The following is a 25,605-nucleotide window of genomic DNA, read 5'->3' on the forward strand; positions in this document are numbered from 1 at the left end:
CATGGCTGAGGAAGGACCTGACGACATCTGGGGCATCGCCCACGTGCACGCATCGTTCAACAACACGATTATCACGATCACCGACCAGACCGGCGCGGAGACGCTCGCGAAGTCTTCGGGTGGGACGGTCGTCAAACAGAACCGCGACGAAGCCTCGCCCTACGCCGCCATGCAGATGGCCGAGACCGTCGCCGAGGAAGTCAAGGCAAAGGGCGTCGAGGGCGTCCACGTTCGCGTGCGCGGTCCCGGCGGGAACCAGCAGAAGAATCCCGGCCCGGGTGCCCAGGCGACGATCCGGGCGCTGGCGCGAGCCGGCCTGGAGATCGGTCGTATCGAGGACGTGACACCAATCCCACACGACGGCACTCGCGGCCCAAAGAACAGCGGGTTCTAACACATGGCACCGGACTACGACGTGGAGTTCATCGACCGGGGCGACCGCGAAGCACGATTCCTCGTACGCGACGCGAGCCCCGCGTTCGCGAACGGGATCCGGCGTGCGATGATCGCCGACGTGCCCACACTCTCCATCGACGAGGTGCGGGTCATCGAGAACTCGTCGGTGATGTTCGATGAGCAGATCGCGCTCCGGCTCGGGCTGGTCCCGCTGACCACGCCCGAGGACTACGAGATCGGGGAGACGGTCACGCTCGCGCTGGACGTCGAGGGACCGGGCACCGCCTACTCGGGCGACCTGGTCAGTACCGACGACCGCGTCGAGCCGGCCGACAAGAACGTCCCGATCATCGACCTCAAGGACCCGGAGGGGTCGGAGACCCCCCAGCGCCTGGAGGTCGAGGCCGACGCCGTCCACGACGTTGGCCGTGAACACGCCAAACACCAGGGCGGCGTGGCGGTCGGCTACCGTCATCTCCAAACTGTGGAGGTCGTCGGTGACGCCGACGAGTACGGCGACGACGACCCCCACATCCTGCGCGGGGTCATCGAGGAGGACGGCGAGTTGATACCGACCGAGGCGTTCGACCACGACCTGACCCAGCGGTATCCGGGGAAGGAAGTCGAAGTCCACGACGTGCCCAACGCCTTCGTGTTCCACGTCGAGACCGACGGTTCGATGTCGGTCGACGACCTGGTGATCCAGGCGGTGGACACGGTCCACGGCCGGGCGGGCGAACTCAAAGACGCGGTACAGCTATAATGATCGACACTGCCCCTGCACACCGACATGACGCCTCCCGCCCCCTGAAGAGCGGCCGGGCCGACCGGTGGGCAATCGAAAGCGGTTTGAAGGGGCAGTCGGAACTGACACGTGCAAGCAGGGATAGCCAAGTCAGGCCAACGGCGCAGCGTTCAGGGCGCTGTCCCGTAGGGGTCCGCAGGTTCAAATCCTGCTCCCTGCATTCTTCGGCTCGCCAGAACCGGCGAGCCGTGAAAGCGAGCAGAGCAGGTTTGGGCCTCGGGAGGCCGACGGTCTGCCGGTGGTTCAAATCCTGCTCCCTGCATTGTTCGGCTCGTCACGACCGACGAGTCGTAAAAGCGAGCAGACACACTTCTTCGGAGGTAGGATATGAGTAAGACGAACCCGAGACTCAGTAGTCTCATCGCCGACCTGAAGTCGACCGCCCGGAACTCGGGCGGCGAGGTCTGGGGCGACGTGGCCGATCGGCTGGAGAAGCCGCGAAGCACGCACGCCGAAGTCAACCTGGGCCGCATCGAGCGGTACGCCCAGGAAGACGAGACAGTGATCGTGCCCGGGAAAGTCCTGGGCAGCGGCGTCCTGCAGAAGGACGTCACGGTCGCCGCCGTCGACTTTTCCGGCACGGCCGAGACCAAGATCGACCAGGTAGGCGAGAGCATCACGCTAGAACAGGCACTCGAACGCAACCCCGACGGCGGCAACGTACGGGTGATTCGATGAGTATCGCAGAATTCGACGCGGATGTCGTCGTCGAGGCACGTGACTGCATCATGGGCCGGGTCGCCAGCGAGGTGGCCCAGCGCGCGCTCGACGGCGAGCGCGTGGCCGTGATCAACGCCGAGCAGGCGGTCATCACGGGCAACGCCGAGGACACGATGGAGACGTACCGGACGCGCCGCGATCTGGGCTCGGACCGGGGGCCGTACTACCCGAAACAGCCCGACCGCATCTTCAAGCGCGCGATCCGCGGCATGCTGCCGTACAAGACGGATCGTGGGCGCGAGGCCTTCGAGAGCGTCCGTGTCTACATCGGCAACCCCCACGACGAGGACGCGGAGGTCGTCGAGGGAACGTCGCTGGATCGACTCTCGAACATCAACTTCGTCCAGCTGGGCGAGGTCAGCGAAGAACTTGGAGCGAACGTCACATGGTAACTAACACGTCAGGCAAGAAGAAGACGGCCATCGCACGCGCGACGGTCACCGACGGCGAGGGTCGGGTTCGGGTGAACTCCCAGCCCGTCGAACTCGTCGAGCCGGAGCTGTCGCGGCTGAAGATGCTGGAACCGTTCCGGATCGCCGACGACGACCTGCGCGAGGAAGTCGACATCGACGTGCAGGTCGAGGGCGGCGGGGTCTCCGGGCAGGCGGACGCGGTCCGAACCGCCATCTCGCGCGGGCTCGTCCAGTTCCACAACGACGCGGAACTGCGGGACGCCTACATGGAGTTCGACCGGTCGCTGCTGGTCAACGACGTGCGCCAGACCGAACCCAAGAAGTGGGGCGGCCCGGGCGCTCGGGCGCGCTACCAGAAGTCCTACCGCTGAGGTGATTCAAGTATGATGGTACCGGTCCGGTGTTTCACCTGTGGTAACGTCGTCGGCGAACACTGGGAGGAGTTCAAGGCCCGCACCCAGGACGGCGAGGACCCCGAGATGGTCCTCGACGAGCTGGGCGTGGAGCGACACTGCTGTCGCCGGATGCTCGTCTCACACAAGGACCTCGTCGACATCGTGGCACCGTATCAGTGACACATGGCAGGACAGGACAACAGATACGAGAAGGCACGCATCATCGGCGCGAGAGCGCTGCAGGTGGCCTACGGCGCACCGGTGCTCATCGACACCGAGCAGACCCAGCCGATCCTCATCGCGGCCGAGGAGTACGACGCTGAGGTCCTGCCGTTCACCGTCAGGCGGGGTGAACAGTGACGCTGATCGCCGACGTGTCCCTCCGACGGACCCTCGACTCCCGCGGTAACGGAACGGTCGAGGCTGAGGTGACCACGGACAACGGCGGATTCGGCCGTGCGGCCGCACCGAGCGGCGCGTCCACGGGCGAGTACGAGGCCATCGAACTGGAGCCAAACGAGGCTATCGCGAAGGCTCGCGAACTGGCGGTGCCGCGACTCGTCGGCGAGGTGTTCGCCGGCGACCAGCGCGGGGTCGACCAGGCGCTCCACGGCGCGGACGGCACGAACGACTTCTCGAAGATCGGGGCCAACAGCGCGGTCGCGATCAGCATGGCCGCGGCCAAGGCCGGTGCCGACACGCAGGGGATCCCTCTCTACCAGCACCTCGGCGGTGCGTTCCGGGGACGGAACTTCCCGGTGCCGCTGGGCAACGTCGTCGGCGGCGGCGAACACGCCGCGGACGCGACCCACATCCAGGAGTTCCTGGCCGCGCCCGTCGGCGCGCCCAGCGTCGCGGACGCGGTGTTCGCCAACGCGGCGGTTCACCAGGAAGTCCACGACATCCTGGCCGAGCGCGGTATCGCGGCCGGGAAGGGTGACGAGGGCGCGTGGGCACCGTCGGTGGACGACGCCGAGGCGTTCGAGATCGTCGCCCAGGCGACCGAGCGCGTCACCGAGGAGTTCGGCTTCGAGGTCCGGATGGGTCTGGACGTGGCCGGTGCCGAACTGTACGACGCCGACGAGGGCGTCTACAGCTACGGCGAGAAGACCCGCGACACGGCCGAACAGATCGACTACGTCGCGGGCCTCGTCGACGAGTACGACCTCGTCTACGTGGAGGACCCGCTCGACGAGGACGACTACGAGGCGTTCGCGGAACTCACGGACCGCGTGGGGGAGAGCGAGGCGCGTAGCGCCTCAGGAAGTCGAGCGGCGAAGCCGCGAGACCGGACGCTGATCTGTGGCGACGACCTGTTCGTGACCAACACGGACCGGCTCGCCGAGGGTATCGAGCGGGGTGCGGCCAACAGCATCCTGATCAAGCCCAACCAGATCGGCACGCTGACCGACGCCTTCGACGCCATCGAGCTGGCGGTCGAGAACGGGTACGAGCCGGTCGTCTCCCACCGGAGCGGAGAGACCGAGGACGCGACGATTGCACACCTCGCCGTGGCGACCGACGCGCCGTTCATCAAGACGGGCGCGGTCGGCGGCGAGCGCACAGCGAAGCTGAACGAACTGATCAGAATCGAGGACAACGCATGAGTGGAAACGAAGAAGAGGGTCTCGACGCCGCCGAGTCGGAGGTCGACCCGGAGCCGACCGGCGAGTCCGGTGCGGAGCCGGAGCCCGATCCCGACACGGACGTCGCCGAGGCCGACGACGAGGAACAGACCCCCGACGCCGAGTCGGGTGACACAGAGGCGGCCGAGGAGGCCGCCGAAGAAGCCGAAGAGGAGCCACGACTGGACGAGGACGTCATGCCCGACGACGAGGCGGACCTCCTCATCCCGGTCGAGGACTACCTCGCGGCCGGTGTCCACATCGGGACCCAGCAGAAGACCAAGGACATGGAGCGGTTCATCCACCGCGTCCGGACCGACGGCCTGTACGTGCTGGACGTCTCGATGACCGACCAGCGCATCCGCACCGCCGCGGACTTCCTGGGCGATTACGACCCCGAGCAGATCCTCGTGGCCTCCTCGCGCCAGTACGGTCGCTTCCCCGCGGAACAGTTCGCGGACGCCATCGGCGCTCGCGCACGCACCGGTCGGTTCATCCCCGGGACCCTCACCAACCCCGACTACGAGGGCTACATCGAGCCCGACGTCGTGGTCGTGACCGACCCCATCGGTGACTCCCAGGCCGTCAAGGAGGCCATCACGGTGGGCATCCCGGTCATCGCGATGTGTGACTCCAACAACCAGACGAGCAACGTCGACCTCGTGGTCCCGACGAACAACAAGGGTCGCAAGGCCCTGTCGGTCGTCTACTGGCTGCTGGCCAACGAGACGCTGGATCGGCGCGGAGCCGAACCCGCCTACGCGCTCGAGGACTTCGAGAGCGAACTGTAGATTTCGCCCCGACTGTTTCGCCTTTTTGACGCTCGACTCCCTCAAGAGCTTAGTTGCTCCCGGTCGACGCCGGGCGTATGGCCGACGATTCGACGATGAACGCCCTGATCGGTGGTGTCGTGACGATAGTGCTCTCCTTTACCGGCTTCTCGCCCATCCTGGGCGGGGCGGTCGCCGGGTACCTGAATCAGCGCGACGGCGTGCGCGTCGGCATCCTGTCGGGACTGGTCGCGCTCGTGCCGATGGTGCTCGGGATGTTCTTCCTCGGCGGTTTCATCGGATTGTTCGCGATGTTCGGTGGGCGTGGCGGGATGATGGCCGGCGGCGTGGGGCTGTTTTTCATGCTGTTCGCGTTCGTCTTCTTCGCCGTGTTCATCGTCGGGCTATCGGCGCTGGGCGGGTATATCGGGGAGTACCTGTACGACGAGGACGTGCTCTGAACCCGGTAGTTCCATTACCCGAGAGTGGAATGGGCGGATATGGTCGTTTCCAGCGCACCGGGGAAGGTCTATCTCTTCGGGGAGCACGCGGTGGTGTACGGGGAACCGGCGGTGCCGTGCGCGATAGAGCGACGGGCGCGCGTCACCGTCGAGGAACGTGACGACGGCGCGCTACGGGTCCACTCCACCGACCTCACGCTCGACGGGTTCACCGTGGAGTACGACGGCGCGGCGGACGCCTCGGCGGACGTGGACGTGCCCGAGGCACTGGTCGAGGCGGCCGTGGGCTACGTCGACGCGGCGGCCGCTCAGGCCCGTGACGCGGCCGATCGACCCGACGCGGGCTTCGACATCACCATCGAGAGCGAGCTTCCGCTCGGCGCGGGACTGGGCTCCTCGGCGGCGGTCGTCGTGGCGGGCATCGACGCGGCGACGCGCGAACTGGGTGTCCAGTTGTCCGCCAGGGAGATCGCCGACCGGGCCTATCGGGTCGAGTACGAAGTGCAGGACGGACAGGCCTCACGGGCGGACACGTTCTGTTCCGCGGTCGGCGGCGCGGTCCGGGTCGAGGGCGACGACTGCCAGCCCATCCGGGACGTGCCGAATCTACCGTTCGTCATCGGCTACGACGGTGGGGCCGGAGACACGGGCGAGCTCGTCGCGGGCGTTCGCCGACTCAAAGAGGAGTATCCGTTCGCGGCCGACACCGTCGAGAGCATCGGCGACCTCGTGCGGCAGGGCGAACGTGCGCTCGAAGCGGGCGACCTCGAAGAACTCGGGCGGTTGATGAACTTCAATCACGGACTGCTGGAGGCACTGGGCGTCTCCTCGCGGTCGCTCGACGAGATGGTGTGGGCGGCCCGGGAGTCCGACGCGCTCGGCGCGAAACTGACCGGCGCGGGCGGCGGGGGTTGTATCGTCGTGCTGGACGAGACCGAGGAGGCGCGGACCGCGCTGTCGTACACCCCCGGATGCGAGGAGACGTTCCGGGCGGAACTGGACACAGACGGTGTGCGGGTGGAGGAGCGATGACGGTCGTCGTCAAGCTCGGCGGGAGCGTCGTCACGGAGAAAGACGAGCCCGAGACGCTCGACGAAGCGGCTATCGAGCGCGCGGCGAGGGCAGTCGCGAGCGCCGACGAGGAGGTCGTCGTCGTTCACGGCGGCGGGAGCTTCGGGCACCACTACGCGACCCGCCACGGCGTCTCCCGGACCGACGGGACGGCGGACGCGCTGGCGGTCCGGGAGATCCACGGCGCGATGAAACGACTGAACGACGCGATGGTCGAGGCGCTCGCCGACGCGGGCGTCACAGCGGTTCCCGTTCACCCGCTGTCGGCCGGTGCTCGGGACGGGGAGGGGCAACTGGACCTGCCGACTGGCCAGGTCCGGACGATGCTGGGCGAGGGATTCGTCCCGGTGTTGCACGGCGACGTGGTCGCCCATGTGGGGGCGGGCGCGACCATCGTCAGCGGCGACGAACTCGTCGTGGCGCTGGCGACGGGCGTCGACGCCGACAGAGTGGGACTCTGCTCGGCGGTGCCGGGCGTCCTCGATGCCGACGACGACGTGATCGACCGGATCGACGCGTTCGAGGACGTGGCCGCGGTGCTCGGCGGGAGCGACGCCGCGGACGTGACCGGCGGGATGGCTGCGAAAGTCCGGACGCTGCTGGATCTGGATACCCCGGCGTCGATCTTCGCGCTGGCGGACCTGCGCTCGTTCTTCGAGGGAGAACGCCCGGGGACGCTGGTGGCTGGCGGCGACGACGAGTCCTAGCGAACGAGAACCTCTCTCGTCCGTGATAGGCTGTCGAACTGTGGCGTGCGGGAAACCTGACCACGGCGAAGTCTCGTGCTGCCCGAAACGTGGCGTACTCTTATTGGGGATTGTTACCAATAACGGCAACATGACAACTGTGAGAATCGTGGACGGGGCCAGATACGGCTTCAAGATAGTCGGTCTCGTCTTCGGGCTGTTGGTGGTCAGCGGTGTCCTGTTCGCGCTCGGGGGCCTGCTGGCGACCGGCGGCAAGCTAACGTTACGGTCCCTTCTGGCGCTCGGCCAGCCAGCGATGCTGGCCGCCGGCGGGTTCTTCGGTCTGGCTGGCGTCGTGGTCCTCTATGCGGGCACCGTGGGGCTGGTCCACAAGCTGATCGCGGACAGCGTCACGGCCGGCGTCGAGAACGCGGCGGCGACGGTCGGGACGCCGGCTTCGGCGGACGAGGCCATCGAGGGCGCTGGGCCGGCGGCCAGCGAACCCGCGTCCGAATCCGAGGCGGAGACGGTCTTCGACCGGGAGGATCGACCGTCGGACGACGATCCCATCACGGCCGACTCGGCATCGGCGACCGACTCCGAGGCTGAGAAGCCCGAATCGACGGCCGAAACGACCGAACCGGCCACCGAGAAGGTCGAACCGGAGTCGGTCGATCTGGTCGACGAACCGACGCAGAAGCCGGGTCAGGACCCGTCGTCGGTCGAGCAGACGGCGGACGCCGCCGGTGACAGCGTGGCCGATCCGACTCCGGAGCCGGAACCGAGGGAAGCGAGCGACGACGGGGGCCCGACAGCCACGACGCCCCGGGAGAGTAGTGGTGAGGCGGGACCCGTCGACGACGAACCTGTCGACAGTGAGGAAGTCGTCGACCCGGTTGCAGAACCGGACGACGGTGACGACCTGATCGAATCGGCTCCCGATCCGGACAGGAGTGTCGACGACGAGGTCGCCGGGGACGAACCGGCCCCAGAGGACCGCGAACGGGCGATGCCGGAGGACATCGACCGGGCGGTCAGCGAGGCCACAGAAAGCGGCCTGGGTGAGGAGCAGGCAGACACGGCGGCGGAAGCCGACGACGGGGAGGACCATGCCGAGCCGGTAGCGGCCGGCGGCGAGACCGACAGCGAAGATTCCAGCCCCGACGACGTGTTCACCGAGCCGGAAAACGGATCCGACGACGATGACGACCCAGCACCCTCGGAGATGGAGAAAGCGGACGTAATCGACCAGGCGTTCGAGCAGGAGGAAAAAGATGACCTCGACGACGACGCGCACACGATCATCGACGACGCCATCGACGAGGGCGAAGTCGAGGACACCACCGACGAACCGGGCGACTGGGAACCGCTCGACGAGAGTGACATGAAAGACTAGAGGTCCAGTAGCTCTTTCGCGATGATGTTGCGCTGGATCGCGCTCGCTCCTTCGCCGATCTGGTAGAGTTTCGCGTGGCGGTACTGTCGTTCGACCGGGTAGTCGCGGGTGTAGCCGTTGCCGCCGTGGAGTTGCATGGCGTCGCTGGCGACTTCCTCGGCCACCTCGGAGGCGTAGAGTTTCGCCATGCTGGCGAGTTTCGTGGGCTTCTCGTCGCGGTCGATGCGTGCAGCGGCGTCGTAGGTGAGCCGACGGGCGTTCTCGACTTTCACCGCCATGTCAGCGAGGGTGTGCTGGACGGCCTGGAACTCCTCGAGCTTCCGGTCGAACTGCGTGCGCTCGCCGACGTATTCGACAGCCTCGTCGAGACAGCGCTGGGCGATGCCGAGGGCCTGGGCGGCGATGCCGACCCGTTCTTCCTCGAAGAACTCCATGAGCTGATAAAAGCCAGCGTCCTCGTAGCCGACGAGGTTCTCCTCTGGTACTCTGACACCGTCGTAGCGCAACTGAGCAGTGTCCGAGGCGTTCCACCCCATCTTGTGAATGTTCGACTCGACCTCGAAGCCGTCGCGGTCGGTCTCGACGACGATTGCGGAGATACCGGCGTGGCCTTCGACGCCAGTTCGACACATCGTGAGGACGTAATCCGCGATGGAGCCGTGCGTAATGAACGTCTTCACGCCGTCGATGACGTACTCGTCTCCATCTTTTTCAGCGGTCGTCTCGATGCTCGCGGCGTCGCTCCCGTGGTCGGGTTCGGTGTTGCCCAGCGCGCCGATCAGTTCACCCGAGGTGATGCCCGTCAGAATCCACTCTTTCTGTGCCTCGGTGCCGTACTCGGCGATCATCCGGGTGCCGAACTCGGTGCCGATAGCCGCGAGCATCCCGGCGTCGGCGCGGGCGATCTCCTCGGCGAAGATCGAGGCCTCTATCTGGCCCATCCCCGCGCCGCCGTACTCCTCGGGGATCGAGACGCCGATGAGTCCGGCGTCGACGGCCGTCTCCCAGACCTCGCGGGGCCACTCGCCGCTCTCCTCGTGTTCACGCGCCACGGGCTCGATCTCGTTCTCGGCGAACTCCCGCGCTGTCTGTCGGACGGCCCGTTGTTCCTCCGTGAGGGAGAAATCGATCATAGGCCAGCGACGACGAGTAGTGTGTTAACTATTTCCGAACGACGAGAACCGGCCGCGAGTTTATCGTTTCCTGCGCCGTGAAAACGTATCACAAGGAATTAGAAACGCATTTACCGTGTCTGGTCGGGCATGTAGGGGATGACAGGGTTCGATCCGACGCCGCCGAGTACGGACGTGTTCGCGGCGGACTTGTTAGCGGGCGAGACGGCGCTGATCACCGGCGGTGGGACGGGAATCGGGGAGGAGATCGCACTGGCGATGGCCGATCACGGGGCGGACGTGGCGGTCGCGAGCCGGAACATGGACCACCTGGAGCCGGTGGCCGAGGCGGTCGAGGAGAGGGGCCAGAACGCCTGCGCGACGACCGTCGACGTGCGCGACGAGGACGAGGTGGACGCGATGACCGAGACGGTGATCGACGAGCTGGGGGCGGTTACGATCCTGGTCAACAACGCGGGGGCGAACTTCATCACGCCGACCGAGGAACTGTCGGCCAACGGCTGGCGGTCGGTGGTGGGGACGATCCTCGACGGGACGGCATACTGTTCGTTTTCGGTCGGCGAACACATGATCGAGAACGGCGGTGGGTCTATCATCTCGATGGGCGCGACGAACTCCGAATTCGGCGCGCCCTACCACGCCCACTCCGGGGCGGGCAAAGCGGGCGTCCACAACCTGATGCAGTCGCTGGCCAGCGAGTGGGCCAAGTTCGGCATCCGAGCGAACACGGTCGCACCGGGCATCATCGAGACGGAGGGCATCGCCAGCGCGGTCGGCGGGTCGTTGCCCGAGCAACTGCTGGAGGACCTGGCCGCGGACCGGTTCGGCGACCCCGCGGACTGCGTGCCCCTCGTCCTCTTCCTGGCGAGTCCGGCCGCGAACTACGTCACCGGGAGTTACTACGTCGTGGACGGCGGCCACCTGCTTCACCAGTCGCCAATGGGGTGACGCGGTCGAACGTGACGGGGGGCGTCCAAACCCAACAGTTTTAATAGCGGGTGCCGAAGGGCTGGATAACCGAGCGCACGGCCGCCCGGACTCGGACGCGGCGGCCGGCAACACATCGAGCGGTTCGGTGTGTCCGGAACGGGACCGACTCCCGTCCGTCGACGCGCGGCGCGGGCCAGATTCTGGCTCGTGGCCGCACGGAATCCGTCGGCGGTCGGGAGTCGCTAGCTTTCGGACCAGAATCGCCTGATTGCCGGTCACCGCGAGTCGTCCGTCTCCGCGGGGCCCGTCTCGGCGACACAACCATGGAAATCGAAATTGCGACAATCGGCGGTTACGAGGAAGTCGGCCGGCAGATGACTGCGGTGCGAGCGGGCGACGACGTCGTGGTCTTCGACATGGGTCTGAACCTCTCGAAGGTCCTGATCCACGACAACGTCGAAACCGAACGGATGCACAGTCTCGATCTGATCGACATGGGCGCGATCCCGGACGACCGGGTCATGTCCGATCTGGAAGGTGACGTGAAGGCCATCGTGCCGACCCACGGCCACCTCGACCACATCGGCGCCATCTCGAAGCTGGCTCACCGGTACAACGCCCCAATCGTCGCCTCGCCGTTCACCATCGAACTCGTCAAACAGCAGATCAAAGGCGAGGAGAAGTTCGGCGTCGAGAACGACCTCCAGAAGATGGAGGCCGGCGAGACGATGCAGATCGGGGAACGCAACGAACTCGAGTTCGTCAACGTGACTCACTCGATCATCGACGCGATCAACCCGGTCCTCCACACGCCGGAAGGCTCCATCGTCTACGGGCTGGACAAGCGGATGGACCACACGCCGGTCATCGGCGACCCCATCGACATGAAGCGATTCCGGGAGATCGCCCGCGAGGACGGCGGTGTCCTCTGTTACATCGAGGACTGTACCAACGCCGGCCGGAAGGGCCGCACGCCCTCCGAATCGGTCGCCCGTCGCCACCTCAAAGACGTGATGTACAGCATCGAGGACTACGACGGCGGCATCGTCGCGACCACCTTCTCCTCGCACATCGCCCGTGTGAGTTCGCTCGTCGAGTTCGCCGAGGACATCGGTCGCCAGCCGGTGCTGCTGGGTCGGTCGATGGAGAAGTACTCCGGGACCGCAGAACGGCTGGACTTCGTGGACTTCCCGGACGACCTCGGGATGTACGGCCACCGCAAGTCCGTCGACCGGACGTTCAAGCGAATCATGAACGAGGGCAAGGAGAAGTTCCTGCCCATCGTCACGGGCCACCAGGGCGAGCCCCGCGCGATGCTCACCCGGATGGGCCGCGGCGAGACGCCCTACGAACTGGAGGACGGCGACAAGGTGCTGTTCTCGGCGCGGGTCATCCCGGAACCGACCAACGAGGGCCAGCGCTACCAGAGCGAGAAACTGCTGGGCATGCAGGGTGCGCGTATCTACGACGACATCCACGTCTCGGGCCACCTCCGGCAGGAAGGTCACTACGAGATGCTCGATACGCTCCAGCCCCAGCACGTCATCCCGGCTCACCAGGACATGGAAGGGTTCGCGCCGTACGTCGACCTCGCGGAGAACATGGGGTACAACCTCGGGCGTGACCTGCACGTCACGCGCAACGGGAATCTGATCACGCTCGTCGACGAATGACGACCCCACGCGCGGATCAGGCGGCCGTCGAGGAGGCGATCGTCACCCGTCGCGATCTGGTCAACGACGCCATCCCCGAGCAGTTGCCGATCATCCGCCCCGAGCGCCTCTACGAGGCGTCCCGGTACCTGCTGGACGCGGGCGGCAAGCGCCTGCGTCCGACCATCCTCCTCCTGGCCGCGGAGGCCATCGCCGACGCCGACCCGCTCGGCGAGGACTACCACGCCTTCCCCGCTCCGGACGGCCCTGTCGACGTGATGTCGGCGGCGGTCAGTATCGAGATCATCCAGTCGTTCACCCTCATCCACGACGACATCATGGACGACGACGACATGCGTCGTGGCGTGCCCGCGGTCCACCGCGAGTACGACCTCGAAACCGCGATCCTCGCCGGCGACACGCTCTACTCGAAGGCCTTCGAGGTCATGCTCGAAACCGGCGCGCCCGCAGAGCGGTCGGTCCGGGCGCTCTCGGAACTGGCGACGACCTGCACGAAGATCTGTGAGGGCCAGGCTTTCGACATCGACTTCGAGTCCCGCAGCGCCGTCGAACCCGACGAGTATCTGGACATGGTGGAGCTCAAGACCGCGGTGCTGTACGCCGCGGCCGCGAGCGTCCCGGCCATGTTGCTGGGCGACGACGACGCGGTCGACGCGCTCTACGGCTACGGGCTGGACATCGGCCGCGCGTTCCAGATCCAGGACGACCTGCTGGACCTGACGACGCCGAGCGAGAAACTCGGCAAGCAACGCGGCAGCGACCTGATCGAGAACAAGAAGACACTGGTGACGCTCCACGCCCGCGAACACGGCGTGGACGTGGACAGTCTGGTCGACGCGGACACCGTGGAAGCGGTCGACGAGGCCGAGATCGAGGCCGCTGTCGGCGAGTTACGCGACGCTGGCAGCATCGAGTACGCACGCGAGGCCGCTCACGCCCTCATCGCCAGCGGCAAGGCCAATCTGGCAGTCCTTCCGGACAACCACAGTCGGGACCTGCTGGGCGGCATCGCCGACTACCTGATCGAACGGGAGTACTGAGCCGCCGAACCGGTTCCGGGCCGGGATAGTCTTATTGTCCGACCGATCCAGGACCACGCATGAATACGTCGCGGCGACGGTTTCTCGCCGGACTCGGAGTGACCGTCGGTCTCACCGGCTGTTCGGGTAATCCCTTCGAGGGCACACCGACGCCGACGTCGGCGTCACTCTCGCCGGATCGACAGTTCGGATACACACACGTTCAGCCCTCCGGCAACCGTGTCCTCGACGGGGCCGGGTCGGTCTGGGAGACCGATCCAGTCACCGTCGACACGGTCGTTCGCCCGCGGTGGATCGTCGCCCTCCCCGGCGAAGCCGGCAGTCTCTGGACCGTCGTCGGCGACGGCGGTGACGCCACGACCTACCGGGTCGCGGACGGCGAGGCGACCGAGCTGCAGTCCCACCGTGCGTTGGCCGCGGGTTCGCCGCCGCTCTCGTACTCGGTCGACGGGGGACCATCGCTGGTGCGGGGCGGCGTAACAGCGACTCGGACCCATCCCGTGCCGACGGACAAGGGCGTGCTGTCAATCGCTGACGATGGGGACCTCGTCTTGCGGCGAGAATCGGAGACGCGACGGTTTTCGGTCGACGCCCTCCGGGACGGCCGTATCGTCCACGTTACCGGGAGCACGTACGCCCTGTTGGGCGACGTGACGACCCGGTACGGGCACGCGGCCCTCGGCAACCGGCGCGAAGGCGGCAGTCTCGTCCTCTTCGACGCGTCGGGCCCTGAAGTCACGGTCCGGACATCCGTCGGTCCGCCGGACGTGATCGAGGGGCTCGCACCGATCGCGGCCGACCTCGACGGTGACGGGCAACGCGAGTTGCTCGTGACCGTCGCCAACGGCGACGACGGGGCGCGGATCGCGGTGTACGGACAGGACGGTCGCCGACGTGCCACCGGGCCGATCTACGGTCCCGGTTGGCGACATCAACTTGCGGTCGCGCCCTTCGGCGGCGGCCGGCTCGAACTGGCGGTCACACGGAAGCCACACGTCGATCACGTCGTCGAGTTCTACCGACTGGAGGACGACTCACTCTCCGTGGTCGCGGACTACCCCAACGTGCAGACACACACCTACGGCTCGTACAATACAGACCAGGCCCTGGCCGGGGACTTCGACGACGACGGCACGGTCGAACTGCTCGTGCCCATCGTCGGGCAGGACGTGCTCCTCGGCCTGGAGCGGACTGACACTGGGGCCGTGACCGACTGGACGCAGTCCCTCGACGCACCGCTCACCGCGAACCTCGCGGGCGTCACGCTCGCCGACGGACGGATTGCCGTCGGCACTGGCACGGACCGCGGACTCAGCGTCTGGCAGGGCTGAGCCAGGAGCGCGCGCCATGATGACAGGTCGACGGCAACTCTTCACCCACGCCCGACGTTGGGAGTCGTATGATCGACATCGTATCGGTGGTGGGGTGGGTACTCCTCCAGTTCGGAGACGTGGGCAGTGGACCGGGTGTGAACGTGAACGTCGACCCGGCGGCCGGGGTGGCCTCCAGCGCGCTCGGCGCGTTCGTCCTGACGGTCGTCGTCGGGGCGATCATGGTCGCTATCGCACCGAAGTACACGGAATCCAAGATGGACACCCTCGGCGATGAACCGGTCGGGTCGTTCGTTTATGGCGTGCTCATGCTCGTACTCTCGGTGATCCTGTTCGTCGCGCTGTTGTTCTCGCTGATCGGGATTCCCGTTGCCATCGTGTTGTTCTTCGCTTTGCTCCTGGTGTGGGGCGTCGGTTCGGCCATCGCCTTCCTCACCATCGCGACGCGGCTGATCGAGGCCGACGACGGCTGGCTGAAACCACTGCTGGTCGCGGGCGCACTGAACGGTGGCCTGACGCTGACCGGGATCGGCGGCCTGGTGGCCTTCTGCATCGGCGCTGCGGGTTTCGGCGCGATCCTCCGGGACTGTCTCTGAGACCACCCCGAGAGTTATGCCGGTTCCGCCCGCCAGAGAGGTATGGCCGCGATACAGCTTCTCCGACACGCCACGCTCCTGTTCGACCTCGACGACACGACGTTCCTCGTGGACCCGATGCTGAGCGAACCCGGCGGGATTCCGCCGATCCCGAACTCGCCAAACGACCGCGAGAATCCGCGCGTCGATTTGCCCGACGTGGACCTGACGTACGACGCCGTCCTCGTCACCCACCGCCACCGCGACCACTTCGACGACGCGGCGGCCGACCAGCTCCCCGCCGACGTTCCGATCCTCTGTCAGCCCGAGGAGGCCGAAGAATTTCGTGAAGACGGATTCACGGACGTGCGAGCGGTCGAGAGTACAATCGCCTTCGAGGGCACCGACGTGACACGGACGCCCGCCCGGCACGGCCACGGGGAGCTGGCCGAGCAGATGGGGCCGTCGTCGGGCTACATCCTCGACGGCTCGCAGACGATCTACCTCGCGGGCGATACGGTGTGGTACGAGGCCGTATCCGAGACCGTCGACGCCCACGACCCGGACGCGGTAATCGTCAACGCCGGGGCGGCACAGTTCGTCGAGGGCGAGCCGATCACGATGACACCGGAAGAGGTCGGTTCGGTCCGGGAGACGGTCGCCGACGACGTACCGGTGATCGCGGACCACATGGAGGCGATCAACCACTGTCTCGCGACGCGGGCGGACCTGGCGGCGGCGGTCGACGGGGTTGCGATCCCGGACGATGGCGAACGGATCGAGCTGTGAGCGGAGACGGAACGGCGGAGTTTTGAGGCGGCGCGCCGGAGTCACGACAAAATGGACGACGAGGTACGCGAGCGAGTGAAAGAGGAGGCAGAGAAAAACGCCCTCTTCAATGCCCTGAAACACGACAGCGACCCGCAGGTCGGTGCGATCATGGGGCCGCTGATGGGCGAGAACCCCGAGTTCCGCGAGCACGGCGACGAGATCCCCGAGGTGATCGGACCGGTGGTCGGCCAGATCGGGAGTATGTCGACCGCGGAGCGCCGCGACCGCCTCGAAGAACTCGATCCGGACCTCGTGGCCGAACTCGACGCCGAGGACGAGGCGGACGAACACGACCTGCCGGACCTCCCGAACGCCGACGACTACGACGATATCAGGCTCCGGGCCGCTCCGAACCCGAACGGTCCCTGGCACCTGGGCCACGCCCGCATGCCCTCCGTCATCGGCACGTACAAGGAGCGCTACGACGGGGCCTTCGTCGTCCGGTTCGACGACACGGACCCCGAGACGAAGCGGCCCGATCTGGACGCCTACGACGAGATCCTCGACGCCATCGAGTATCTCGGCTTCGAGCCAGACGAGGTGATCCGGGCCAGCGACCGACTGGAGACCTACTACGACCACGCCAGGGAGTTGATCGATCTCGGGGGTGCCTACACCTGTTCCTGTCCCCAGGGCGAGTTCTCCGACATGAAAAATTCCGGCGAGGCCTGCCCGCACCGGGACAAAGACCCCGAGACCACTCGCGAGGAGTTCGAGGCCATGATGGACGGCGAGTACTCGGCGGGCGAGAAGGTCCTGCGGGTGAAAACCGACATCGAACACAAGAACCCCGCGCTCCGGGACTGGGTGGCCTTCCGGATGATCGACACCCCACATCCGCGCGAGGAAGCCAGCGAGTACCGGTGCTGGCCGATGCTGGACTTCCAGAGCGGGATCGACGACCACCTCACCGGCATCAGCCACATCATCCGCGGGATCGACCTGCAGGACTCGGCCAAGCGCCAGCGGTTCGTCTACGACTACTTCGACTGGGAGTACCCCGAAGTGATCCACTGGGGCCACGTGCAGGTCGACGCCTACGACGTGTCGATGAGCACGTCGACGATCAAAGAGCAGATCGAAGCCGGCGAACTCGACGGCTGGGACGACCCGCGGGCACCGACACTGGCAAGTCTCCGGCGACGGGGCATCCGGGGGCAGGCCATCGTCGACGCGATGGTCGGACTCGGGACCTCGACCTCGAACGTCGACCTGGCGATGTCGTCGATCTACGCGAACAACCGCGACATGATCGACGAGGACACCGACCGTGCGTTCCTCGTTCGGGACGGCGAGCGGTTCGTCGTCGAGGGCGGTCCGGACGCGGGCCATCCGCCGGTCCACCCCAACCACGAGGACCGCGGCGAGCGCGACATTCCCGTGGACGAGGCGGTCCTGCTGGAACCCGACGACGCGCCGGCCGACGGCGAACGTGTCTGGTTGAAGGGCTACGGGCCGGTCCGTCGCGAGGGTGACGCACTCGAATTCACCGACGACGACATCGACGTGGTGCGGGACGGCGACGTGGACGTGATCCACTGGGTGCCCGCCGACGAGAGCCAGCCCCTCCGCCTGCGGACGATGGACGGCGACGTGTCGGGACACGCGGAACCCGGCATCACCGACTACGACCCTGACGCGATGGTCCAGTTCGAGCGGATCGGGTTCGCGCGGATCGACCGACACGAGGACGACGAGACCGTGGCGTACTACGCACACCAGTAGCGTTCGGTCCAAGCTTTAAGTACTTCCCCGGCGGAGGTGAGGATAGCTACCAATGGCCATAGACCCGGAGTTCGAGCAGAACCGCGAGAAGGTAGAGGACCACGACGGGCACGCCGTGTGGGGGCCGGTCGACGAACCCGAGGAGTTGGGTATCCACGGGACACACGTGGCCGTCGACTTCGATATCTGTATCGCCGACGGTGCGTGTCTGGAGGACTGTCCGGTCGACGTGTTCGAGTGGGTCGACACGCCCGACCATCCCGAGAGCGAGATCAAGGCCGACCCGGCCAAAGAGGAGCAGTGCATCGACTGCATGCTCTGTGTCGACGTCTGTCCGGTCGACGCCATCGACGTGGACCCCGGCCGCGCGGGCCGTATCTGATCGACCCGCCACCCGGCCGCTGACGACTGCCGAGTGCCGACGACGCCGAATTTTCGCCCTCCCGATAGTGACCGTTACCGCTCCAGTTACCTGTAAGCTCTTGGAAAAAGCACAATAGCAAAATACCAGGACGACAGTGGTAGTGATGTTCACCCAAATGGCGTGATACCTATGCACACACTGGTACTTACGAAAGGCGTTCCGGACTTCAGGGAGGGACAGGTGTCGTTCGACGAGGACGGACACCTCGAGCGCGGGAAGACACCGACCGTGATGAACCCCAACGACAAGCACGCGCTGGAGGCGGCACTCCAGACGAAGGTTCGTCACGGCGGCACCGTATCGCTGATGAGCATGGGCCCGCCGGGGTACAAGGAGGTCCTGCAGGAGGGGATGGCAGACGTCTACGCCGACGACCTCTATCTCCTCTCTGATCGTGAGATGGGCGCGGCCGACACGTGGGCCACGTCGATTACACTCTCGACGGGGATCGACCACCTCGACGACGAGCCCGACATCGTGTTCGCAGGCTTCAAGACCGCCGACGGAGAGACGGGCCACACCGGCCCACAGACCTGCTGGTGTCAGGACTGGCCCATCGTCACCCACGTCGTCGCACTGGACATCGACGAGGAGGAACGCACACTGCGGGCCAAACGGCTCGTCGAGGGGGACGTGGAGGAGATCGAGACCGTCGAGGCACCGCTGCCGTGTTTCGTCGTCGCCGATCCGGAGTTCGAACCCACCTACCGGAAGGCCGACCACCGGCTCCGGCACAAGGACCTCCGGGCCGAGACCCAGGAGCGAGCCGAGAACTTCGAGGACCACCTCGAAGTGTACGATCAGGAAGAGTTGAACCTCGATCCGGACTTCATCGGCCTCGACGGGTCGCCGACCATCGTGGCTGGCGTCGATCCGATCCCGAAAGCACCCTCCGAACGGGAGGCGACGATGGTCGACCCGGGCGACGAGGCGGGGATGGCATCGGTGTTCGAAGAACTCGAACCGTACGCGGAGGCTGACTGACGATGGAGATCGATCCCACCGAACACGAGATCGCCGACCTCGGACCGAAGATCAAAGACGTCGACGACGCCGACGAGTTGCGCGAGATGCTGGCGGCCGAGGAAGACGGAGAGGACCGGGTGCCAGTGAAGACGCTCATCGAGGACCGCCTCGAAACGGTCGAGGGCGAGGACGAAGAGGTCGATCCCGGCGACGCCGACCTGGACGACATGACCGTCGCCGACGTGGCGAACATGGTGCGGGACGTCGAGGACATCGCGGTCCTCGAAGACCTACTGGAGCGAGAGAAAGCGGGCCAGGACCGCAAGACCGCCAAGAGTCAGATCGAGGGTCGCATCGACACGCTCCGGGACAGTGACGACGACGAGGACGAGGAAGTGGTCATCGAGGATCCCGAAGAGAAGTACCCGGACCTCGATCACCCGACGGCCGACAAGAAACACGTCCGGGCGCTCGAAGACGGCGACTACCGGGACATGTGGGTCTACTGTGAGACCCAGCAGGGCCAGTTGATCGACGTGTCCAGGGAGATGCTCGGGAAGGCCCGCGAGTTGATGGACGGGTACAACGACGAATATGGAGAGAGCGAGTCAGTCATCGCCGTGCTGATCGGCGACGGCGTCGGCGAGCTGGCCGAGGAGTGCATCGCCTACGGGGCCGACCGCGTGATCTACCTCGAAGACGAACGCCTCGACCGGTTCCGACACACGCCGTACACCCGGATATTCTGTGACATGGCGCGCAACGGCGGCCATCCCTTCGGCCGCGAGGACCGGGCCGAGGACGACTGGCGCGACTACGACGAACCGCGCTACACCGTCTTCCCGGCGACGAACAACGGCCGGGACCTCTCGGCGCTGGCCCAGGCCGAATTCGACTCCGGGCTGGCCTCGGACTGCTCGGACCTGTTCATCGAACCCGCGGACATCTCCAACCCGGCGAAGACGGGCAAACCCGGCGAGACCGTCGAGTTCCAGCGCGTGTTACACATGAAGCGCCCGGACTTCTCCGGGTTCGAGTACTCGACGATCCTCTGTCTGGACAAACCCGGTCGGGAGTTCCACCCGCAGGGGGCCTCGGTGATTCCGGGTAGCTTCGACGTGCCGGACCCCGACCCCGAGCGCGAGGGCGAGGTGATCGAACACGAGATGCCCCTCGACGACGACTGGTTCAAGGTCGAAGTCACCGACTACGACCAGCTAGAGGGCGGTGTCGACCTCACCGGCAACGAGGTCGTCGTCGCGCTGGGGCGAGGTATCGGGTCGGACCCGACCGAGGGGATCGAACTCGGGCTCGATCTGGTCGACCAGTTCGAGGAGGCCGACCTCGGGCTGTCACGGGGGGTCATCACGGCCTCCTACCAGTTCGCGGGCCACGTCGAGCAGTACGTGACCGAGGAACGCCAGATCGGCGAGTCCGGGCAGGAGGTCGAACCCGCCGTGTACATCGCGGCGGGTATCTCCGGGGCCGTTCAGCACAAGGTCGGCATGGACGAGTCGGACACGATCATCGCGATCAACACCGACGCCGACGCCGATATCGTGGACTTCTCGGACTACTTTATCCAGGGCGATCTGTTCGAGATTCTGCCGGAACTGACCGACTCCCTGGAGAACGGCGAACTGGACATCCAGGCGCTGGCAGGAGGTGCATCCGATGACTGACGATTACGAACACTACGAAGCCGTCGTCGTGGGGGCCGGTCCCGGCGGCGCGGCCGCGGCGGCGACGTTGGCACAGAACGGTGTGGAGACACTCGTCCTCGAACGGGGCGTCGAGTCCGGCTCGAAGAACGTCTCGGGCGGACTCATCTACGCCGAGGAATCGGCACCGTACACCATCGACGGCCTGTTCCCGAACTTCCGGACGGAAGCGAGCGAGCGACCCGTCACGGAGTACTATCTCCACAACGTGGCCGGTCGGAAGGTCAAGACAATCGACCTGACCGATCTCCACGAACACGACACGATGTGGTCCGACGCCGTCCTGCGGCGACACATGGACTCGTGGCTCGAAGATCGGGTCCACGAGGTGACCCGCGAGACCGGCGGCGGCCTCCTGACGGGGGTCCGCGTCGACGGCCTGCTCCGGGAGGCCGGCGAGATCGTCGGGGTCACCTGCGAGGAACTGGACCCGATCAAGGCCGACGCGATCATCGCGGCCGACGGCGTCAACTCCGAGCTGGCCAGGGACGCGGGGCTGATGGACTGGGAGGACCCCGAGGAGTGGTTCCAGGGGGTCAAGGCCATCGTCGACATGCCCGAGGGAGCCGTCGCCGAGCGGTTCGGCGTGGCCGACGACGAGGGCGTGGCCCACCTGTTCTCGGGCGACCTCTTCGAGGGGGTCCGGGGTGGGGGCTTCCTGTACACCAACGACGACTCGCTGTCCATCGGGACCGTCTTCCATCTGGACTCGCTGGTCGCGGAGGAGGCCGAGCCCCACGAACTCCTGGACGCCCTGCTCACTCATCCACTGCTGGACCAGTGGCTCCAGGGCGAGTACGAGGAACTGGAGTACGGAGCGAAACTCGTCCCGGACTCGAAGAAGGCCGCCCATCCCTCGCCCCACCGGGGCCGGCTCATGCTCGTCGGGGACGCCGCCGGGCAGATGCAGGCCCAGGGGCCGATCATCAAGGGGATGAACCACGCCGTCTCGGCGGGCGCGCTGGCCGCCGAAGCCTTCAGCGAGGCCCAGACCCGGGATCGGCCCGCGGAGGCGGGCCAGCGCTACGAGACGAAACTCCGCGACGAGGGCGTGATGAAGAAACTCCGTCCCACCCCTTACAAGATCGCGAGCGCCGTCGGCGAGAACGATGCCGTAGCATCGATGACTGACTCGCTCGTCGACTCGTCGCTCGGGAAGCTGGGCATCAAAGCGGCCGACCGGCTGGGCCTGCTCGGGCGGTCGTTCAACTCTCCGTTCGTGATGTCGGTCATGCCCGACACGCGGACGCCGTACGTGACCGCGCCGACGGCCATCGCGGAGGCGCTCGGGACGCCCGTCCGGGCGGAAAACGACGTGGAGCCGCCGGACCTGGCCGACCGCATCGGCGACCTGACCTACGACGTGGGCGACCCGCACATCGAGTTACAGGACAACTCCTACGAGGCCAGCGGGGCCGCCGTGGCAGCCTGTCCGGTCAGCGCGAAGGACTTCGGCGGCGGCTGTTACCGCGACGAGACGGTCAAGACCAACGGCCACGAGGAACACCTCGTAAGCCTGGACACCCAGCCCTGCGTCGAGTGTGGCACCTGTGCCATCGTCGCCGACACGGAGTGGGAACACCCTGCCGGCGGCAAGGGCGTGGAGTTCAAGCAGGGCTGAGGACCGCGGCACTCACGCTCGATGACGGACACCGAATCGTACCACGACCGGATCGAGTCCGCCGTGGAGCGCTACCGGGCTGACCGGGACGCGTTCGACCCGCCGGATGATCCGCCGGCACCGGACCGGGCGATGGCCTACTGCCGGGAGGGGCTCGGGCCGACGGTGATGATCTACGTCGACGCCCGGGCCAACGACTGGGGGGTGCGGTTCTCCGAACGGGAGTTCGACCTGTTGCACGAGGCGGTGAACGGCTACCTCTCGCTGTACACGGCCTGTTACGGTGTCGAGACAGAGCCCGATGCGACGGTGCGCGAGGCCGCCGAACTCCTGCTCGACACCCACAACATCCGGGACGTGGCGGCGATGCTGACCGGCGTTCCGGAGCGCGGGACCGTCGACGACTGACGGCACGAGGCGGCGGTGTCGAGTCGGACCGTCGGAACGCAGACGAGATGCGAAGGATCAAAGCCCCGACAGCCACGAGCGGTGATATGTCCACCCGGAGCTACGACTTGTCGCAGGTGAAGCCGGCGCTCGTCTACGTGATGGGGACCATCTACGTGGTCGCCGGCGTGTTCCACGTCGTCGTGCCGGACCTGTTCGCCCAGATCGTTCCGCCGCAACTGCCGGCGGCCACGGCGCTCGTCTACCTCTCGGGGATCGCCGAGATCGGCCTGGGGATCGGCGTGATGATACCCCGGACGCGTCGGATCGCGGCCTGGGGGCTGATCGCGCTGTTGCTGTCGGTCTTTCCCGCGAACGTTTACATGGCCACGTCCGGCGTCGTGATCCAGGGCGCGCCGGCGGCCATCGCCGAGCCGGGACTCGGACGCTGGGTTCGGCTCCCGTTCCAGGGGGTCCTGATCGCCTGGGCGCTGTGGTACACGTACGAGTAGTCGATACCGTGCCGACCGCGACTGGCTTTCTCAGAGCGTCTCGACGCCGGTGAACTCGAAGCGGACACCGCCGGCAGTCGACGAGTCACCGTGTTCCTTCCCCACGTTCGCGTCGCGTTCGGTCACCGTGACCGACCAGTCGTGGGCCTGGGCGATGTCGTCGACGATGGTGAGTCCCAGCCCCGGGCTGTCGTCGGCCGTAGAGAAGCCCATCTCGAAGATGCGGTCTCGGTGCTCGGGCGGGATTCCGGGACCGTCGTCCTCGACGAGGAAGCCGGGTTCGGCGTCCGACTCGGCACCGTCGGGACCGGTCTCCGAGTCGATCGGCCCGAGTCGGACGGTGACCGCTTCGTCGGCGTGCTCGACGCTGTTGCGAAAGAGGTTCTCGAGGAGTTGTTCGAGACGGCCCACGTCGGCGAGGATGTGCGCGTCCGTGTCGACGGTGAGGGTCGCGTCGCCGGTCGGGATCGACGCCCAGCGGTCGCGGGCGACGGTGGCGAGTGAGACTGGCGACGGGTCGTCGATGGTTCTGCCCTCGCGGGCCAGTGTGAGGACCTCGTCGATCAACCGCTCCATGCGGTCGACGGCGCGGTGGCCCCGGTCGAGGTGGTCGCTGTCGACGTCGGCGTCGAGCAGGTCGAGCGATGTCGAGACGGTTTCCAGCGGGTTGCGGAGGTCGTGGCTGATGACCGAGGCGAACGCTTCCAGCCGTTCGTTCTTGCGTTCCAGGTCGATTTCGTTGCGTTTCCGCTCGGTGATGTCCCGTGTCGTCGCGAGGATGAGATCGTTGTCGTCGTCGGTCACCAAGGGTCGGATCCGCAGTTCGAGAAACTCCGTGTCCGGAGGCACGTTCGGTTCGAGAACGAGTGTGACCTCGTCACGGTCCCCGGCGGCGATGTCGTCGACCGCCGCCCGAACGTCCGCGACCGCCGACTCGGAGAAGATGCCGAGTTCGTCGAGATGGGAGACGTGCTCCCCGATCCACGCCTGCGCCGAGAGGTCGACGGTCTGTGAGGCACGGAAGTTGATGAACTGGAACCGATAGTCCCGGTCGAGGACGTAGACGCCCTCGTCCATGCTTTGGATGACCGAGCGATGCCAGTCGAGCTCGGCTTCGCTCTCCTTGCGGGCGGTCACGTCCCGGACGTTGCCGACGATCCCTTCGATGCCCGGGTCGTCGAGCAGGTTCCGGGCCCTGATCTCGACCCAGCGCCAGGAGCCGTCCCGGTGTTTCGTCCGGAGTTCCACCGTCTTCTCCGCGTTCGGCGCGTCCAGCACGTCGGCCAGTTCAGACCGAATCCGGTCCACGTCGTCGGGGTGGAGGTACTCGAACGCGTTTTCACCCGTCAGGTCCTCGGGCTCGTAGCCGAGAATCCGCTCGACCGACGGGGTGACGTAGGTCAGGGTCCCCGCCGCGTCGATGATGAAGATGTAGTCGGCGGAGTGTTCGAGGAGCTTGGAGAAGCGAGTCCGCGTCTCGTCGACCTCGCGCTCCGCGACGTGGTGTTCGACCGAGTTGACGATCCGGTTCGCCAGCAGTGCGTACTGGTCTTCGCGGGGTCCCTTCTGGAGGTAGTCGGTCACGCCCGCGGAGATCGCTTCGCTGGCGATCTCCTCGCTCCCTTTGCCGGTAAAGAGGACGAACGGGAGTTGCGGGTGGTCCTCGCGGACGCGCCGGAGGAACTCCAGCCCGTCCATCTGTGGCATATCGTAGTCGCTGACGACGCAGTCGAACGACGACGCCGCGAGTTGCTCCAGGGCGGCCCGCGGGTTCGTCTCGGTCGTCACGTCCAGCGGTTCGTCGGTCCGGTCCAGCATCTCACCTGCCAGGTCCAGAAACGCTGGGTCGTCGTCGACGTGCAGGACACTGATCGGTCGGGCGGCCAATCCACTCGGTGAGAGGTGTCGGTCGTCCATCACGGATACACACGGTCGAATGCCGGCGGCAAATCGTGTTACATCAGGATCCTATCCGTATTAAATCCAGCCCCTGTATCG

28 protein-coding genes and 1 tRNA gene are annotated in these 25,605 nt (G+C 66.4%); 27 read left to right on the forward strand and 2 right to left on the reverse strand.

Features of this window, described 5'->3' with window-relative positions; all coding sequences use genetic code 11:
• The first annotated feature begins 1 nt into the window (after position 1).
• The 14 genes from MU521_RS10525 to MU521_RS10590 all read left to right on the forward strand — a co-directional run bounded on the left by MU521_RS10525 (position 2) and on the right by MU521_RS10590 (position 8,738).
• Positions 2–394 (forward strand): 30S ribosomal protein S11, encoded by a 393-nt coding sequence (locus MU521_RS10525; RefSeq protein WP_092692422.1) that lies wholly within the window; start codon positions 2–4, stop codon positions 392–394.
• A gap of 3 nt (positions 395–397) precedes the next feature.
• Positions 398–1,159 carry a DNA-directed RNA polymerase subunit D gene (locus MU521_RS10530; protein ID WP_092692419.1) on the forward strand — a complete coding sequence of 254 codons (762 nt, stop codon included), beginning with the start codon at positions 398–400 and terminating at the stop codon, positions 1,157–1,159.
• A 117-nt stretch (positions 1,160–1,276) separates the two neighbouring features.
• A tRNA-Leu gene (locus MU521_RS10535) sits at positions 1,277–1,361 on the forward strand.
• Positions 1,362–1,528: 167 nt separating this feature from the next.
• A complete protein-coding gene (locus MU521_RS10540) occupies positions 1,529–1,879 on the forward strand; it encodes a 50S ribosomal protein L18e (protein WP_092658964.1) in 351 nt (116 codons plus the stop codon).
• A complete protein-coding gene (locus tag MU521_RS10545) occupies positions 1,876–2,313 on the forward strand; it encodes a 50S ribosomal protein L13 (RefSeq protein ID WP_092692418.1) in 438 nt (145 codons plus the stop codon). The genes MU521_RS10540 and MU521_RS10545 overlap by 4 nt, the downstream gene beginning before the upstream one ends.
• Entirely contained in the window at positions 2,307–2,705 is a 399-nt protein-coding gene (locus MU521_RS10550; protein ID WP_092692415.1) for a 30S ribosomal protein S9, read from the forward strand. The genes MU521_RS10545 and MU521_RS10550 overlap by 7 nt, the downstream gene beginning before the upstream one ends.
• A 12-nt stretch (positions 2,706–2,717) precedes the next feature.
• Positions 2,718–2,909 carry a DNA-directed RNA polymerase subunit N gene (locus MU521_RS10555; RefSeq protein ID WP_092692413.1) on the forward strand — a complete coding sequence of 64 codons (192 nt, stop codon included), beginning with the start codon at positions 2,718–2,720 and terminating at the stop codon, positions 2,907–2,909.
• A gap of 3 nt (positions 2,910–2,912) precedes the next feature.
• Entirely contained in the window at positions 2,913–3,089 is a 177-nt protein-coding gene (locus tag MU521_RS10560; RefSeq protein ID WP_092658968.1) for a DNA-directed RNA polymerase subunit K, read from the forward strand.
• Complete coding sequence (gene eno / locus MU521_RS10565) at positions 3,086–4,336, forward strand: phosphopyruvate hydratase (RefSeq protein WP_092692410.1); 1,251 nt, start codon at positions 3,086–3,088, stop codon at positions 4,334–4,336. The genes MU521_RS10560 and eno overlap by 4 nt, the downstream gene beginning before the upstream one ends.
• Positions 4,333–5,145 carry a 30S ribosomal protein S2 gene (gene rpsB, locus MU521_RS10570; protein ID WP_092692408.1) on the forward strand — a complete coding sequence of 271 codons (813 nt, stop codon included), beginning with the start codon at positions 4,333–4,335 and terminating at the stop codon, positions 5,143–5,145. The genes eno and rpsB overlap by 4 nt, the downstream gene beginning before the upstream one ends.
• A gap of 77 nt (positions 5,146–5,222) precedes the next feature.
• Positions 5,223–5,585, forward strand: a complete 363-nt coding sequence (locus MU521_RS10575) for a DUF5518 domain-containing protein (protein ID WP_092692677.1) — start codon at positions 5,223–5,225, stop codon at positions 5,583–5,585.
• A gap of 39 nt (positions 5,586–5,624) precedes the next feature.
• Positions 5,625–6,617 (forward strand): mevalonate kinase, encoded by a 993-nt coding sequence (mvk, locus tag MU521_RS10580; protein WP_092692406.1) that lies wholly within the window; start codon positions 5,625–5,627, stop codon positions 6,615–6,617.
• Complete coding sequence (locus MU521_RS10585; RefSeq protein ID WP_092692404.1) at positions 6,614–7,363, forward strand: isopentenyl phosphate kinase; 750 nt, start codon at positions 6,614–6,616, stop codon at positions 7,361–7,363. Before mvk ends, MU521_RS10585 begins: the two co-directional genes overlap by 4 nt.
• A 130-nt stretch (positions 7,364–7,493) precedes the next feature.
• The gene (locus tag MU521_RS10590; protein ID WP_092692402.1) at positions 7,494–8,738 is read left to right on the forward strand and encodes a hypothetical protein; all 1,245 of its coding nucleotides are present in this window, start codon (positions 7,494–7,496) and stop codon (positions 8,736–8,738) included.
• Here the strand turns inward: MU521_RS10590 and MU521_RS10595 are convergent.
• Complete coding sequence (locus MU521_RS10595; protein ID WP_092692675.1) at positions 8,735–9,868, reverse strand: acyl-CoA dehydrogenase family protein; 1,134 nt, start codon at positions 9,866–9,868, stop codon at positions 8,735–8,737. The genes MU521_RS10590 and MU521_RS10595 overlap by 4 nt on opposite strands.
• Before the next feature lie 141 nt (positions 9,869–10,009).
• Between MU521_RS10595 and MU521_RS10600 the strand changes: the two genes are divergently transcribed.
• The 13 genes from MU521_RS10600 to MU521_RS10660 all read left to right on the forward strand — a co-directional run bounded on the left by MU521_RS10600 (position 10,010) and on the right by MU521_RS10660 (position 23,607).
• On the forward strand, positions 10,010–10,819 hold the full coding sequence (locus MU521_RS10600; RefSeq protein WP_092692399.1) for an SDR family oxidoreductase: 810 nt from the start codon (positions 10,010–10,012) through the stop codon (positions 10,817–10,819).
• A 305-nt stretch (positions 10,820–11,124) separates the two neighbouring features.
• A complete protein-coding gene (locus tag MU521_RS10605) occupies positions 11,125–12,474 on the forward strand; it encodes a ribonuclease J (RefSeq protein ID WP_092692397.1) in 1,350 nt (449 codons plus the stop codon).
• Positions 12,471–13,514 carry a geranylfarnesyl diphosphate synthase gene (gene idsA3 / locus MU521_RS10610; RefSeq protein ID WP_092692394.1) on the forward strand — a complete coding sequence of 348 codons (1,044 nt, stop codon included), beginning with the start codon at positions 12,471–12,473 and terminating at the stop codon, positions 13,512–13,514. The genes MU521_RS10605 and idsA3 overlap by 4 nt, the downstream gene beginning before the upstream one ends.
• A gap of 59 nt (positions 13,515–13,573) precedes the next feature.
• The gene (locus tag MU521_RS10615) at positions 13,574–14,845 is read left to right on the forward strand and encodes a hypothetical protein (RefSeq protein WP_092692392.1); all 1,272 of its coding nucleotides are present in this window, start codon (positions 13,574–13,576) and stop codon (positions 14,843–14,845) included.
• Positions 14,846–14,913: 68 nt separating this feature from the next.
• On the forward strand, positions 14,914–15,441 hold the full coding sequence (locus MU521_RS10620; RefSeq protein ID WP_217630150.1) for a DUF8173 domain-containing protein: 528 nt from the start codon (positions 14,914–14,916) through the stop codon (positions 15,439–15,441).
• Between the two features lie 42 nt (positions 15,442–15,483).
• Positions 15,484–16,209 (forward strand): MBL fold metallo-hydrolase, encoded by a 726-nt coding sequence (locus MU521_RS10625; protein WP_092692389.1) that lies wholly within the window; start codon positions 15,484–15,486, stop codon positions 16,207–16,209.
• A 51-nt stretch (positions 16,210–16,260) separates the two neighbouring features.
• Positions 16,261–17,976, forward strand: a complete 1,716-nt coding sequence (locus MU521_RS10630; protein WP_092692386.1) for a glutamate--tRNA ligase — start codon at positions 16,261–16,263, stop codon at positions 17,974–17,976.
• A 52-nt stretch (positions 17,977–18,028) separates the two neighbouring features.
• On the forward strand, positions 18,029–18,358 hold the full coding sequence (locus tag MU521_RS10635) for a 4Fe-4S dicluster domain-containing protein (RefSeq protein WP_092692384.1): 330 nt from the start codon (positions 18,029–18,031) through the stop codon (positions 18,356–18,358).
• Positions 18,359–18,529: 171 nt separating this feature from the next.
• Positions 18,530–19,384, forward strand: a complete 855-nt coding sequence (locus MU521_RS10640; RefSeq protein ID WP_092692381.1) for an electron transfer flavoprotein subunit beta/FixA family protein — start codon at positions 18,530–18,532, stop codon at positions 19,382–19,384.
• Positions 19,385–19,386: 2 nt separating this feature from the next.
• The gene (locus MU521_RS10645) at positions 19,387–21,048 is read left to right on the forward strand and encodes an electron transfer flavoprotein subunit alpha/FixB family protein (protein WP_092692379.1); all 1,662 of its coding nucleotides are present in this window, start codon (positions 19,387–19,389) and stop codon (positions 21,046–21,048) included.
• Positions 21,041–22,708 (forward strand): FAD-dependent monooxygenase, encoded by a 1,668-nt coding sequence (locus MU521_RS10650; protein WP_092692377.1) that lies wholly within the window; start codon positions 21,041–21,043, stop codon positions 22,706–22,708. The genes MU521_RS10645 and MU521_RS10650 overlap by 8 nt, the downstream gene beginning before the upstream one ends.
• A 21-nt stretch (positions 22,709–22,729) precedes the next feature.
• Positions 22,730–23,116, forward strand: a complete 387-nt coding sequence (locus MU521_RS10655) for a DUF8055 family protein (protein ID WP_092692375.1) — start codon at positions 22,730–22,732, stop codon at positions 23,114–23,116.
• A gap of 86 nt (positions 23,117–23,202) precedes the next feature.
• On the forward strand, positions 23,203–23,607 hold the full coding sequence (locus tag MU521_RS10660) for a DoxX family protein (RefSeq protein WP_092692372.1): 405 nt from the start codon (positions 23,203–23,205) through the stop codon (positions 23,605–23,607).
• Between the two features lie 30 nt (positions 23,608–23,637).
• On the opposite strand, the gene MU521_RS10665 is transcribed toward MU521_RS10660, so the two are convergent.
• Complete coding sequence (locus MU521_RS10665) at positions 23,638–25,524, reverse strand: PAS domain S-box protein (protein WP_092692370.1); 1,887 nt, start codon at positions 25,522–25,524, stop codon at positions 23,638–23,640.
• Positions 25,525–25,605: the final 81 nt, after the last annotated feature.

It is taken from the genome of Halorientalis regularis, from assembly GCF_023698535.1.
Classification (GTDB): domain Archaea; phylum Halobacteriota; class Halobacteria; order Halobacteriales; family Haloarculaceae; genus Halorientalis; species Halorientalis regularis.